The following is a 14,147-nucleotide window of genomic DNA, read 5'->3' as shown; positions in this document are numbered from 1 at the left end:
GTGCCTATTCCTTTTCCGATTCCGGAGCACTCGTTTTATCCGGTGGTTTGATCCAGCGGCCCACTTTACGATAATCCAGCGTGATCGGTTTCAAGCGGTCGCGCATGGTTTTGAATCGATCCTTCATGCCGATCAGCCAATCCCTGTGATTGGATACATCATCGCGGGTCAGAAACAGCTGGTGATCGGTGGGCCTGATATCCATGACGAGGCTGCCATGATCCGTACCAATGGTACCGGTATTGCTGCAGACCATGCAGCGCACCTGATCCCCGCCCAAAAAGCGAAACGTATCCCCTCCGCATAACGGACAGCAGGGGCCGGGTTTGGCCACTGCAGGGCCGAACAGGCTGTCGGCCAACGATTTCGCGATGCCTATGTTTTTATCGTTTAAAAAGATTTCCCCGGGCAGTGCGCCATAGACGATCTGGGTTTGCCGCACATCGGTCAGCATCAGCTTGAGAAAACTGTCAATGCCCAAAAGCGCATTGCCCTCCATGCCGGGGATTCCGGCTATGGTCACGCCCACGGCCGGTTTGCCCCATAGCCGATCGACCGAACCATAAACGGTGAGCCCGCGATCCAGAAAGCGTTTCAGGCAGCTATGGACCCCAAGAAAATAGGTCGGGGCGGCAAGGATCAGCGCGTCGGCTGCGGCAATGGCGTCCAGCACCAGTTGATGATCATCGTGGATGACGCACTGTCCATCTTTGAACAGGCATTGATAGCATCCCCGGCATGACTCGATCTGAAAATCAGTCAGCCGTAGAAGAAGCAATTCACAAGGCTGATCAATGTGGCGGAATATTGCTTTGACCATGATTTCACTATTGCCCAGTCGCCTGGCCGAGCCCACAATGCCCAGTATCTGCTTCATCTACTTCATGCCTCCCACGATTCCCCGGATGGCCGTCGGGATTTCCGCCGGCATCAGTACTACTTTGCTGTTTTGTGAATTGGCAAGGCCTTTCAAGGCCTCCACATAGCGTTCACCGATCAGGTACATGACCGGAATTTCATTGTCACCAATGGCGGCTGTGACTTTCTGGATCGCCAGTTGGCTGGCCTCGGCCAACACCACCTTGGCCTGGGCATCGCGTTTGGAGGCTTCCAGACGGCCTTCGGCTTCCAGCACCGCGGCGGCCTTCTCACCGTCAGCACGGGTAACCGTGGCCCGGCGCTGGCGTTCGGCGGCGGCTTGTTCTTCCATTGCGGCCTGCATGGTCGGAGATGGGTTGATGTCCTGGATCTCAACGGTCTTCATGGTGATGCCCCAATCGGCAATGTCGTCCGAGATGGCGGTCTTGAGCTTGGCCTTGATTTGATCGCGTGACGACAGGGCATCGTCCAGGTCCATTTCACCGATAATGGATCGCAACGAGGTCTGGACCAGGTTTTGAATGGCGACCTGATAGTTTTCCACGCCATACACGGCTTTTTCAGGAGAGATAATGTTAATGTACGCCACGGCATTGGCGATGATGACGGCATTATCACGGGTGATGACTTCCTGGGAGGGGATATCCAGGACGATGTCTTTGGTGGTAACCTTATAGGCCACTGAATCGACATAGGGAATAATGATATTCAGCCCTGGACCGAGGGTCTTGTGGTACTTGCCCAACCGTTGAACCACATGCTTGCTCCCCTGGGGAACAAGACGCACGCCTAACATTAACGTGACGATCACCAAGACAACAAACACCGTTACGACAATCAAGCCTGGCATATTTACCTCCGCTATAATTTTTGCACCACCAAGGTGTTGCCGGAAATGTCGGTCACCGTTACCCGGTCACCGACCGACAGGGATGCATCGCAAATAAACGGCCACTCTTCGGATCCCAAAAGCGGAATCGTAAAGCGCGCCACGCCCCGTTGTCCCTGGGTCGGGATACGGATGACCTGACCGATTTCACCGATGGCGGCTTCACGGGAGATGCCTGCCCGTGTTCGATCAGCCATCCTCGGCCGAATGAATTTGAACCACAAAAAAGAGAAAATACATGACGCGATGGCCCAGACGAACAGCTGCCAGGTAAAATTGATGCCAATGCCGAGCAGCAAAACGCCTGCCACCAGAATGCCCCCCAAGCCGAACCAGAAGATGGTGAAACTGGGGACAAAGATTTCTGCTATAATGAGAACCATGCCAAATACCAGCCAGTGCCAGTATTGAACATCAACTTGCATAGGTTTGCCTTAACGTGAGCGGTGGTTGGAACGGATCATTAAAAATAAATCAAAGTTTAGCACAAAACCCCTAAGGGTGGAAGTCGGCGAGTGACAAAAACGATGCCACAAACGCGGATCACCACCTCCGGGTTGATCTACCCCATGGACTCGTTTATAGTGCCGATACGATTTCATTCAATCGCTTTGTGGGGGAGGTGACGTGGTCGTTGAAAAGATTGGCAAAATGGCCGACGGGGTCTATATGCTGGGACACCGTGTGGCACCCATTTATTTAGTGGATGGGCCGCATCCAGCCCTGTTCGATGGCGGGATGACCTTTCTTGCCTCCCACTATGACCGGCAGATTCGGAAAATTCTGGGCGATCGTCAGCCTGCACACTGTTTTCTCACCCATTCTCACTGGGACCATTGTGGGGCCGTGGCCTATCTGAAACAACAGTTTCCCAAAATGCAGGTGGTTTGTTCCCAAAAGGCCGCCGATGTGCTGACAAGGCCCAATGCCGTGGCCTTGATCGCCGAACTCAATCGATCATCGGCCGTGCTTGCCGCTGATTGGGGTATTGACGCCTCGGCTACGTCTTTCGAACCCTTTGACGTGGATATTGTGGCCCGGGAAGGGGACCGGTTTGACATTGCACCGGACCTGATCGTCCACACGATGGAAACGCCCGGCCATACCTGGGATTTCCTTTCTTACTACATTCCTGGATGCAAGCTCTTGATGGCGTCCGAAGCGCTGGGCACACGAGACGACACCGGTGGGATCATTGTCGATTGTCTGGTGGACTACGATGCCTGCCTTCATTCCATCGATCGGCTAAGTGCGCTGGATGTACAGATTCTGCTGTTAGGCCACGTCTGTTCTTTCATCGGCCCGGATGCCCGTCAGCATATTCAAGCGTCCAAAAGGCAGCTGAAAGGGTTTAAAACCCTGGTGGAACGTCTGATGGACCAGGTGGATGGCAATTTGGTCGAGGTGAAAAAAAAAGTCAAAGCGGTTGAATGGGATCACACGCCCGGCCTGCGTCAACCCGAACCGGCATATCTTCTCAACCTTGACGCGCGCATCAATGCCGTTCTTCGAAAAAAAAGGCAACACGCCACAACCGCAAAAATAGGAACAACCCATGACAACGCCTGATCTGTCCGTGGATATCGGAGGCCTGACCCTCAACAATCCGGTGCTGACCGCTTCGGGTACCTTTGGTTACGCACGCGAATTTGAGCATTATATGGATCTGAACCGGTTGGGGGGAATCATCGTCAAGGGGCTCTCCCTGACGCCGGCCAAAGGCAATCCGCCGCCGCGAATTGTCGAAACCGATTGCGGCATGCTCAATGCCATTGGTTTGGAAAACGTGGGCGTTGAGGCTTTTATCAAGGATAAACTGCCCTTTCTGGAAACCCTTGACCCGCCCGCCATCGCCAACATCTACGGCAAAACCGTGGATGAGTATGGCGCCCTGGCTGAACGCCTGGAAACGCTGGATGCCGTGAAGGGATTGGAAGTCAACATTTCCTGCCCCAACGTCAAAGAAGGCGGCATCGCCTTTGGCTCCGACCCCAAACTGGCCCATCAGGTGGTCAAGGTGGTGCGCGCCAAAACCACCAAGCACCTGATGGTCAAGCTTTCACCCAACGTCACGGACATTACGCAGATTGCCCGGGTGGCCGAGGATGCAGGGGCGGATGCCCTGTCAGTGATCAACACCGTTACCGGCATGGCCGTGGATCTGGCCACGCGCCGTCCGCGGCTGGCCAATGTTACCGGCGGGCTTTCCGGTCCGGCGATCAAGCCTATTGCGCTGCGCATGGTGTGGCAGACGGCCCAGGTGGTGGGCATTCCCGTGGTCGGCGTGGGTGGCATCATGAACGCCACGGATGCACTGGAATTTATCATGGTCGGCGCCACCGCCATTCAGGTGGGCACGGCGAATTTTGTCAACCCGGACAGCACCGTGGCGATTATCGACGGGATGATCGCCTGGCTACGTGAAAATAAGATCGATGATATCAAGCAGTTGATCGGCACATTGGTGACCGGGGACTGATACCTAAAGAGGAATCAAGATGAGAAAAATGCGATTTGCCGTAGCCATCGCCCTGATTGTCGGGCTGATTGTTGCCGTTACCGGCTATGCCGGCCAAGTGGAAATCCTGGGGGTGAAATTTCCAACCCAAAAGGTGATCGCCGGGAAAACGCTGCAGCTCAACGGTGTTTCCTATCTGAAAAAATTCGGTTTCGTCAAGGTCTACGCCGTTGGCCTTTATCTTGAAGAGCCGACCCAGGACCCGGTTGAGGTGATTGAATCCGAGCAGGTCAAATACATGCTGACCCACTACCTGACCAGCAAGGCCACAGCCAAGAAGATCCGTGAAGGTTTCATCGAGCTGATGGAAGCGGGCAATCCTGAAACGCTGGTGGCGGCCAACCGTTCGGACATCGAGCAATATGCCGCCTGGCTGGACAAGGACATGGCCCCGGGGCTATCTTCCGAATCGCTGTACGTCCCCGGCAAAGGATTGACCCTGACCTACCAGGGAGAAGTCCGGGGAACCATCCCGGGAGCGGTTTTCGCCCAGATGTATTACCGGTATAATGTGGGTGAGAATGCCAACCGGAAGATTCGGGACGGATTGTTGGGAAAAAAGTAGGTGAATCGGTTGAAGGCTTAAGGGAGGAGGGTGTCATTGGATGTGTTTTAACGTCTTTTAATTCATTCCCTCAATAGGATCACTTCGCCATTTTTAAAAGCGGGTGGGAACCGTTTTTTGGTTCCCATCCGCTTTTTGATTTATACGGTTCTCCACTTCTTAACACTTTAAACTTAACACTTAACACTAAGGCGCTGACAAGTTAAATGATGCTGCTATGCCGAAACGGATGTCAGCTGGCGTTTTCTGAAGAACAGGATTGATTTAAAGGGTTTGCGATGCTTTCACCGGATGCGCCTTCAAGTATTCCAGGCGGTTGAGCCCATTGATGTAGGCCTTGGCACTGGCCGTGATGATGTCCGGATCGGACCCGCGACCTAAAGCCACCAGACCGTTCTCGCGCAGACGCACGGTCACTTCACCCTGGGCATCGGTTCCACCGGTCAATGCGCTGACGGTGAACCGCAACAGCTCGGCTGTGGCGCCCGTCAGTTGGGCGATGGTGTTGAATGCCGAATCGATGGGACCGTTGCCGTAATTGGCCCCCTTGACGGAGCGACCGTTGATGGAGAGTTTGACCGATGCCATGGGCATGACCGTTGTGCCGCAGGTAACATGCAGGTACTCCAAAGAAAAGACTTCGGCCGAGCGCAGCACGCCTTCGGTCACCAGGGCTTCCAGGTCCTCGTCCATGACGTGTTTTTTTCGGTCGGCCAGGTCCTTGAACTGCTTGAAAACCGTTTTCAGTTCTTCCTCGGACAGATCATAGCCCAGACCCTTCAAATGGGTATGCAAGGCATGACGACCGGAATGCTTGCCCAGGACCAGCTGGTTCTTGCTCAGGCCCACGGTTTCCGGTTTCATGATTTCATAGGTCATGGGGTTTTTCAGGACACCGTCCTGGTGGATGCCCGCTTCGTGGGCAAACGCATTGGCGCCCACAATGGCTTTGTTGGGTTGCACCATGATACCGGTGATCATACTCACCAGACGACTGGTGGGATAGATATGCTCGGTCTGGATACCGGTTTCAAAGGGCATCAGATTCTGCCGGGTGTGCAGGGCCATAACGACCTCCTCCATGGAGGTGTTGCCCGCCCGTTCACCTATGCCGTTGATGGTGACCTCGGCCTGCCGGGCGCCGGCATTGATGGCGGCGATGGTGTTGGCCGTGGCCAGGCCCAGATCGTTGTGGCAATGCACGCTCAAGGTGGCCTTGTGTATATTGGGGGTGTGATCCATCACGTATTTGGCCAGCTCGGCAAACTCCTCGGGAATGGCATACCCCACCGTGTCGGGCAGGTTGACGGTCGTGGCGCCCGCCTCGATCGCCGCACCGAACACCTTGCACAGGTAGTCCCGGTCGCTGCGGGAGCCGTCCTCGGCCGAGAACTCCACATTGTCGGTAAATGATTTTGCATATTTCACCGCTTCTACCGCCGCTTTGAGTACTTCCTCACGGGACATCTTCAGTTTATACTTCAAATGCAAATCGGAAGTAGCGATAAACGTATGGATACGGGGCTTGGCAGCGTGCTTGACCGCCCCCCAGGCCTGATCAATGTCGTCTTTACCGGTACGTGCCAGCCCGGCGACTTCCGTTTGGGTCAATCGCCCGGCAATATGTGAAACCGCTTCAAAATCACCTTCGGAGGCGGCTGGAAAACCCGCCTCGATGATGTCCACGCCCAGTTTTTCCAGTTGCACGGCCAGGCGCAACTTCTCATTTGTGTTCATGCTGGCGCCGGGACTCTGTTCGCCGTCTCGCAGGGTGGTGTCGAATATTTTTACGCGCTCGGTCATTTGCTGATCTCCTTTGGATCGATGGTTGGTTGTTCATCCGCCAAAAGCGGTGATTTAGGGTTCGCGCAAAAATAAATTCACAAATTGTCAGTGTTCAGGCGCCCGCTCAGCAAGGCGCGAAGACAAAGGAATATCAGGCATATTCCGTGTTTTCGCAACGCCGCTGAGCGGGATGGATGGGCGCTGAAAATGTGAAGTTATTTTTGCGCGAGCCCTTAGCATAAAGGGCGGAATTAACACCCTTTGTCTTGTGTACCATTTGGGATAAGAGAAATCAGAAAATGGTGAGCATAGGCCGCGGGAAAGCGACACTGGCTAATCCCGCGGCGTTGATACCTTCCTCATTTGGTTGCATGATGATGTGGTTCCTTAGATTGCATTGTAGTTCGGCTTTATGCACTGCATGACATGGACAGATCCGGTTTGGCGTCAACGCTGGCCATATCGGATGGGGACATTTTCTTTTTGGCCTCTTTGGCCAGCTTGAACTGGAAACTGTCCGCCAAGGCCTGCCAACTGGCCTCGATAATGTCTTCGGAAACGCCGATGGTGCTCCAGATCTGATCTTGATCGCGGGATTCGATGAACACCCGCACCTTGGCAGCGGTTCCATCCCGGCCATCCACGACGCGGACCTTGAAATCGACCAGTTTCATGGTATCCAGATCCGGGTAGAAATTGGCCAGGGCTTTACGCAAGGCATTATCCAGGGCACTGACCGGTCCCAGTCCCTCGGCAGCCGTAATTTCATGGCTGTCACCCACCGAAACCTTGATCGTGGCATGGGCGGAACAGGGAAATTCCTTGTCTTTTTCAATGGTCACCCGGAAGGATTCCAGATCGAACAACGGCTTGAACTGCTCGGTAAATTTCTCAAGCATGATCTGAAAGGAGCCGTCGGCTACGTCAAACTGATAGCCTTCGTCTTCCATCTGCTTGATGGCGGCAACGATGGCCTTGCTGTCACAGCCATTGGCGCACAGATCAACGCCCATCTCTTTGGCTTTGTACTCCACGTTGCTTTTTCCGGCCAGATCGGACATCAGCACCCGGCGCTGATTGCCCACCATCTCCGGTTCCATGTGCTCGTAAGCACGGGGATTTTTCATGATGGCGCTGACGTGGATACCGCCTTTGTGGGTGAACGCACTGCGTCCCACAAAGGGCCTTGTGTTGAGTGGGACGATGTTGGCTGTTTCACTCACGTAGCGGGAAATGCTTTTCAATCCACTCAATTTTTCAGCGGGAATGCAAGGGCGGTCCATTTTAGAACACAGCACGGGAATAATCGTTGTCAGGTCGGCATTGCCGCAGCGTTCACCATACCCATTGATGGTACCGTGCACCATTACCGCGCCGCCGTTTACGGCGGCAATGGAATTGGCCTCGGCCATGCCGCAGTCATTGTGGGTATGAATGCCCAGCTTGAGAGGTGTATCCTGATCAGGAAAACGCACCCCCATTTTCTCCTTTACCGTCTCGATGATCGATTTCACTTCATGGGGCAGGGTGCCGCCGTTGGTGTCGCACAGCACGATAAAATCAGCCCCGGCCGCATGGGCGGCAAACAGCGTGTTCAAGGCGTAGTCGGGATCATCCTTGAAACCATCGAAAAAATGCTCGGCATCGTAGATGACTTCTCGTTCGTTGGCCTTGAGAAATGCTACGCTATCGGCGATCATGGCCAGGTTCTCGGCAAGGGTGTTGTCCATGACCGATGTCACATGCAGGGTCCAGCTCTTACCGAAAATGGCCGCCGCCGGGGTGCCGCTGTCCAAAATGGCCTTGAGATTCGGATCGTCGGCGGCCTTTATGCCAGGCTTGCGGGTGGAGCCGAAGGCGGTGATGCGCGCCGTTGTGAAACACTTGCGTTTGGCCAGGTCGAAAAAACGCATGTCCCGTGGATTGGAGCCGGGCCATCCGCCTTCGATGTACTGAACACCCAAATCATCCAGCCGTTTGGCGATTTTAATCTTCTCATCGGCGGTAAAGGTGATGTTCTCACCCTGGGTGCCGTCTCTCAATGTGGTGTCATAGATAAGGATTGGTTCCATAATTCTCTCCTGACACGAAAAATGGGGGCGAGGTCCGGCACCATGACCGGACCCCGAAACCCCTATTTGCGCCGGTTTTCCGGGCGTAGGGCACGTACGGCCGCGCCGGCCCGCCACATTTCTGAATCGTGCCAGACCTTAAGCTCCGCATCCAGTTTCTCACGGTAGTCCGGGGCGCTGTTGCAATCCAGGACGCGCTTGGTTTCCTTGCCGCTGGTCACGCTTTCATACAGTTCATCGAACAGGGGGACCACGGCATCACGGAACCGGGGGGCCCAGTCCAGAGCACCGCGCTGAGCGGTGGTGCTGCAGTTGGCGTACATCCAGTCCATGCCGTTCTGGGCCACCAGGCGGATCAGACTCTGGGTCAGTTCTTCGACGGTTTCATTGAACGCCTCACTGGGGCTGTGACCGTTTTTACGCAGCACATTGTACTGGGCTTCCATGACGCCGGCCAAACAGCCCATGAGCACACCGCGTTCACCGGTCAGGTCGCTGTGGACCTCTTTTTCAAAGGTGGTCGGGAACAGGTAGCCGGAGCCGATGACGATGCCCAGGGCCAGGGTGCGTTCTCTGGCCTTTTTGGTGAAATCCTGATGGATGGCGAAGCTGGAGTTGATGCCGCTGCCGTCCAGAAAGTTGGTGCGTACCGTGGTACCGGAACCTTTGGGGGCCACCAGAATCACATCCACATTTTCCGGCGGCACGATGCCGGTCTGATCGCGATACACAATACCGAACCCGTGGGAGAAATACAGGGCATCGCCTTCGTTGAGGCATTCTTTGATTTTGGGCCACATGGCCACCTGGCCGGCATCGGAAAGCAGGTACTGGATCACCGTGGCTTTTTTGGCCGCTTCCTCAATGGGCAGTAGGGTTTCGCCAGGCACGAAACCATCGGCGACGGCCTTGTCCCAGGAGGCTGACCCTTCACGCTGTCCCACGATCACGGCAATGCCATTGTCGCGCATGTTGAGTGCCTGGCCGGGCCCCTGAACGCCATACCCCAAAACGGCGACCGTTTCGCCGGCCAACACCTCGCGTGCCTGCTGGAGGGTGAATTCCTCGGATGTAATGACCTCTTCTATGGTTCCGCCAAAGTCAATATTAGCCATCTCTTACTCCTTAATGTTTCATTTTTTAGTCCCGACAGATAAAAACAAACCGCTATCGGGTGGGTTGAAGTTATCGCTGAACGTGCCACAGCGACACACTCAGCGACGGTTTAATGGAGGGGGCTCCCTGAACAGGGCAATGGTGCCTGTGCGGGCGATTTTTTTGATGCCCATGGGTTTGAGCAGATTAATCAAGGCTTTCATTTTGTCTGCCGTCCCAGTGGCTTCAATAATGTAATACTCGGTCCCCACATCTACGACTTTGCATCTGAAAATATCCACAATCCGCAGAATTTCGTCTCGGTTTTCCGGTTTTGCCCGCACACAGATCAGCGCCATTTCCCGTTGAACCGATTCGGACCCGGTAAGGTCTCTGAGCTTGATCACATTGATGAGTTTTCGAAGCTGCTTTTCGATCTGTTCAACAAGCGGTTCATTGGCTTTGGTGACAATGGTGATTCGGGATACCTTAGGATCGATCGTTTCAGCCACGCAAAGGCTTTCTATATTAAATCCACGACCGCTGAACAAGCCAACAATCCGGGAGAGCACGCCCGGCTCGTTGTCCACCAGCATGGTCAAAATATGTTTTTCTTCGGTCATTGTCCATCCCCCTTTTCCTGGCATGCACGCATGAGAATCGGTTAAACAATCAGCATCTCGGTGATGGGTGCGCCGGCCGGCACCATGGGATAGACACACTCTTTGGGGGCGACTTTAAAATCCATGATCACCGGTCCCGGTGTGTCAATCCCTTTTTGCAAAACGGCTTCCACCTCATCCGGACGGGTGGCCCGCAGGCCTACGGCGCCGTACGCCTCGGCCAGTTTAACGAAATCAGGGGAGTGTTCAAGCTCGGTGCATGCGTAGCATTCGTTGTAAAACAACTCCTGCCACTGGCGGACCATGCCCAGGTAAGTGTTGTTTAAAATAACCACTTTCACCGGCAGCTTGTATTGCACGGCGGTGGCCATTTCCTGAATGTTCATCTGAATACTGCCGTCGCCGGCCACATCCACCACCAGGGCATCGGGAAAGGCCACCTGGGCGCCGATGGCCGCCGGCAGGCCGAATCCCATGGTGCCCAGCCCGCCGGAGGTGACGAAATGACTGGGTTTGTCAAAGTGATAATACTGGGCCGCCCACATCTGATTCTGGCCTACTTCCGTGGTGATAATGGCCTTGCCACGCGTCAGCTTGTATAGCGTTTCCACCACATACTGGGGTTTGATTACATTCTCTTCCTGGGTGTAGGCCAATTTAAATTGCTGTTTCCAGGTTTCGATCTTTTCCAACCACGGCGCATGGATTTTGCTGATCGCAGCCAAATCTTCTTTTGCCAGGCAATCGTTGAGTTCCTTTAAGCTGGCTTTGCAGTCGCCTACCACCGGCACACTGACTGGCACATTCTTGCGGATGGACGTGGGATCGATGTCGATGTGCACAATTTTGGCCTGGGGGGCAAAACAATCGGTTTTGCCGGTCACACGGTCATCAAAACGAACCCCCACGCCGATAAACAGGTCGCATTCGGCGGTACTCATATTGGCCCGGTAGGTTCCGTGCATGCCCAGCATGCCCAGCGAAAGGGGGTCGGTGCCCGGGAAGCTGCCCAACCCCATGAGCGACATGGTGACCGGTGTCTGGGTGCGTTTGGCCAGTTGGGTCAGTTCCTTGGATGCGCCCGAGAGAATCACGCCGCCACCGGAGAAAATCATTGGGCGCTTGGCGGTCTTGATCAAGTCCACCACCTTTTGGATTTGCTTGGCATTGGGCTTATAGGTGGGATTGTAAGACTTGAGTTTGACCTTCTGCTTGGGTTTGAAATTGCAGGTAGCCTGCTGCACATTTTTGGGAATATCCACCAGCACCGGACCGGGGCGTCCCGACCGGGCGATATGAAAGGCCTCTTTGATCACCCGGGCTAGCTCCTCCACCGATGAGACCAGATAGTTGTGTTTTGTGCATGGCCGGGTAATCCCAACAATATCAACCTCTTGGAAAGCGTCATTGCCGATCAGGTGGGTGGGTACCTGACCGCTGATGATCACCAATGGAATGGAATCCATATATGCCGTGGCGATGCCGGTTACGGTATTGGTGGCCCCCGGACCGGAAGTGACGATGCAGACCCCGACTTTACCGCTTGCACGGGCATAGCCATCCGCTGCATGGACCGCGCCCTGCTCATGGCGAACCAGATAGTGGCGAAGATCGGTTTTTACCAAGGTGTCGTGTAGATCGATGGTGGCGCCTCCAGGAAAACCGAAAATTGAATCCACGCCCTCTTCCTTGAGGACTTCCATCAGAATCTGTGCGCCGGTCAGTTTCATTTTTATTTAGCTCCTTTTTGTAAAAAAGGGGGACGGAAAAGTTGAGGGAATCCGAACAATACGCGCAAGGCACGGCGTCAAGCCTCCAATTTTATGTTCCGTTTCTGTTTTTTCGTTTATCTTACCACGGCGCCCTGACTGGCCGAGCTCACCTGCCGGGCATACCGGGCCATGTAACCCTGCTTGATTTTGGGCTCGGGCGGTTGCCAGGCGGCCAGACGTGCGTTGATCTCTTCATCGGACAGTTTCAGGGTGATGGTTTTGCCCGGAATATCGATGGCGATCAAATCGCCTTCATTGACGATGCCAAGGGGCCCTCCCTGGGCGGCCTCGGGAGAAATATGGCCGATGGCGGCCCCGCGGGAACCGCCTGAAAAACGTCCATCGGTAATCAGGGCCACATGGGCATCCAGCTCCATCCCGGCAATGGCTGAGGTGGGGGTGAGCATTTCACGCATGCCCGGTCCGCCCATGGGGCCTTCATAGCGAACAACGATCACGTCACCTTTGTTGATGCGTCCCTCCATAATGGCTGCCGTGGCATCCTCTTCGGAGTCGAAGACCCTGGCCGGGCCCTCGTGGCGCAGCATTTCATCCAGCACAGCCGATTGTTTGACAACGCATCCGTCGGGGGCCAGGTTGCCGTAGAGGACGGCCAGTCCCCCTTGCTGATGGTAAGGGCGATCCATGGGGCGAATGACCTCTAGATCAAGGGTCATGACGCCGGTTAGGTTCTCGGCTACGGTTTTTCCGGTGGCAGTCTGACACGCCCCGCGGATCAGTCCGGCATCGGCCAGTGTTTTCATGACGGCACTGATCCCGCCGGCCCGGTTCAGGTCCTGAATATGATGGGCGCCACCCGGGCTCAAGGAACAAATATGCGGGGTCTTCCCGCTGATCTCGTTGATCATGTTCAGATCCAGGTCCACACCGGCCTCGGTAGCGATGGCCGGCAGATGCAGAACCGTATTGGTGGAGCATCCCAGGGCCATGTCAACGGTCAGGGCGTTGTGAAAGGCATCGGCGGTCATGATTTTGCGGGCGGTGATCTGTTTTTGCCATAAATCGAGGATCTGCATGCCGGCCTGTTTGGCCAGCCGGACCCGCGCGGAATAGGCGGCCGGGATGGTGCCGTTGCCCGGCAGGCCCATGCCGATGACTTCGGTCAAGCAATTCATGGAATTGGCGGTAAACATGCCTGCACAGGAACCGCAGGTGGGGCAGGCCGCGTTTTCAATGCGGGTGAGTTGGTCCGCATCCATTTTTCCGGCCTTTACGGCGCCGACCGCTTCAAATACGCTGATCAGGTCAATTTTTTTCCCAGGCTGGTCCGGGTGTTCACCCGCCAACATGGGACCGCCGCTGACAAAAATGGTGGGCAGATCCAGACGGGCTGCTGCCATGAGCATGCCGGGTACAATCTTGTCGCAATTGGGAATCATCACCATGGCGTCCAGGGCATGGCCGGTGGCCATGACTTCAACGGAATCGGCAATCAATTCCCGACTGGCCAGTGAGTATTTCATCCCCGTGTGATTCATGGCAATACCATCACAGACGCCGATCGTGCCGAATTCCACTGGCGTACCGCCGGCCATGTAGATACCGGCCTTTACCGCCTGGGCCAGGGTGTCCAGGTGAACATGTCCTGGAATGGCGGTATTCACGGCATTGGCGATGCCGATCAGTGGGCGTTTGATCTCTGTATCGGTGTAGCCAATGGCTTTGAGCAGCGCCCGGTGGGGGGCCCGCTCAATTCCCTGTTTAGCGACGTCGCTTTTCATGCGCTTGATTTCCTTTCCGAATAAGTCCAAAAAAAAATCCGTTATCCCTTTTGGGGTGATAACGGATTTTGTTTCTTTTCAGGTTGGCTGCCTTAGACCATTATCGCCCCCATTCCTCGTCGCGGATGAGTACACCCACTACGAGGATAAGAATAAGACTAATAATGCTAAGAAGGACGAACCGGCTATTCATATGTTAATCTTACC

Annotated in this window: 12 protein-coding genes; 3 read left to right on the top strand and 9 right to left on the bottom strand. The window is 55.0% G+C overall.

Features of this window, described 5'->3' with window-relative positions; all coding sequences use genetic code 11:
* Nucleotides 1–4: 4 nt before the first annotated feature.
* From Dvar_RS28115 to Dvar_RS28105, 3 genes are read right to left on the bottom strand one after another with little or no spacing between them, the layout of a single operon-like run.
* The gene (locus Dvar_RS28115; RefSeq protein ID WP_419656463.1) at nucleotides 5–877 is read right to left on the bottom strand and encodes a flavodoxin family protein; all 873 of its coding nucleotides are present in this window, start codon (nucleotides 875–877) and stop codon (nucleotides 5–7) included.
* On the bottom strand, nucleotides 878–1,729 hold the full coding sequence (locus Dvar_RS28110; protein WP_419656462.1) for an SPFH domain-containing protein: 852 nt from the start codon (nucleotides 1,727–1,729) through the stop codon (nucleotides 878–880).
* An 11-nt stretch (nucleotides 1,730–1,740) separates the two neighbouring features.
* On the bottom strand, nucleotides 1,741–2,193 hold the full coding sequence (locus Dvar_RS28105) for an NfeD family protein (protein ID WP_419656461.1): 453 nt from the start codon (nucleotides 2,191–2,193) through the stop codon (nucleotides 1,741–1,743).
* A gap of 202 nt (nucleotides 2,194–2,395) precedes the next feature.
* Here Dvar_RS28105 and Dvar_RS28100 point away from each other — a divergent pair, with 202 nt between their 5' ends.
* From Dvar_RS28100 to Dvar_RS28090, 3 genes are read left to right on the top strand one after another with little or no spacing between them, the layout of a single operon-like run.
* Nucleotides 2,396–3,337: an MBL fold metallo-hydrolase gene (locus tag Dvar_RS28100; protein WP_419656460.1), complete on the top strand. Its 942-nt coding sequence runs from the start codon at nucleotides 2,396–2,398 to the stop codon at nucleotides 3,335–3,337.
* Nucleotides 3,324–4,247 carry a dihydroorotate dehydrogenase gene (locus tag Dvar_RS28095; RefSeq protein ID WP_419656459.1) on the top strand — a complete coding sequence of 308 codons (924 nt, stop codon included), beginning with the start codon at nucleotides 3,324–3,326 and terminating at the stop codon, nucleotides 4,245–4,247. Before Dvar_RS28100 ends, Dvar_RS28095 begins: the two co-directional genes overlap by 14 nt.
* Before the next feature lie 19 nt (nucleotides 4,248–4,266).
* Complete coding sequence (locus Dvar_RS28090; RefSeq protein ID WP_419656458.1) at nucleotides 4,267–4,851, top strand: chalcone isomerase family protein; 585 nt, start codon at nucleotides 4,267–4,269, stop codon at nucleotides 4,849–4,851.
* A gap of 264 nt (nucleotides 4,852–5,115) precedes the next feature.
* Here Dvar_RS28090 and Dvar_RS28085 read toward each other — a convergent pair whose 3' ends face one another.
* The 6 genes from Dvar_RS28085 to ilvD form a co-directional block, all read right to left on the bottom strand.
* Nucleotides 5,116–6,654 carry a 2-isopropylmalate synthase gene (locus Dvar_RS28085; protein ID WP_419656457.1) on the bottom strand — a complete coding sequence of 513 codons (1,539 nt, stop codon included), beginning with the start codon at nucleotides 6,652–6,654 and terminating at the stop codon, nucleotides 5,116–5,118.
* Between the two features lie 392 nt (nucleotides 6,655–7,046).
* On the bottom strand, nucleotides 7,047–8,708 hold the full coding sequence (gene cimA, locus Dvar_RS28080; RefSeq protein WP_419656456.1) for a citramalate synthase: 1,662 nt from the start codon (nucleotides 8,706–8,708) through the stop codon (nucleotides 7,047–7,049).
* Between the two features lie 62 nt (nucleotides 8,709–8,770).
* On the bottom strand, nucleotides 8,771–9,823 hold the full coding sequence (gene ilvC / locus Dvar_RS28075) for a ketol-acid reductoisomerase (protein ID WP_419656455.1): 1,053 nt from the start codon (nucleotides 9,821–9,823) through the stop codon (nucleotides 8,771–8,773).
* Nucleotides 9,824–9,922: 99 nt separating this feature from the next.
* Nucleotides 9,923–10,426 carry an acetolactate synthase small subunit gene (ilvN, locus tag Dvar_RS28070; RefSeq protein ID WP_419656454.1) on the bottom strand — a complete coding sequence of 168 codons (504 nt, stop codon included), beginning with the start codon at nucleotides 10,424–10,426 and terminating at the stop codon, nucleotides 9,923–9,925.
* A gap of 41 nt (nucleotides 10,427–10,467) precedes the next feature.
* Nucleotides 10,468–12,156 (bottom strand): biosynthetic-type acetolactate synthase large subunit, encoded by a 1,689-nt coding sequence (gene ilvB, locus Dvar_RS28065; RefSeq protein ID WP_419656453.1) that lies wholly within the window; start codon nucleotides 12,154–12,156, stop codon nucleotides 10,468–10,470.
* A gap of 116 nt (nucleotides 12,157–12,272) precedes the next feature.
* Nucleotides 12,273–13,940: a dihydroxy-acid dehydratase gene (gene ilvD, locus Dvar_RS28060; RefSeq protein ID WP_419656452.1), complete on the bottom strand. Its 1,668-nt coding sequence runs from the start codon at nucleotides 13,938–13,940 to the stop codon at nucleotides 12,273–12,275.
* Nucleotides 13,941–14,147 lie beyond the last annotated feature (207 nt).

Origin of the sequence: Desulfosarcina variabilis str. Montpellier, assembly GCF_048565275.1 — a bacterium.
GTDB classification, from domain to species: domain Bacteria; phylum Desulfobacterota; class Desulfobacteria; order Desulfobacterales; family Desulfosarcinaceae; genus Desulfosarcina; species Desulfosarcina variabilis.
The sequence above is the reverse complement of the archived record's forward strand: the minus strand, read 5'-3'. Positions and strand labels throughout refer to the sequence as shown.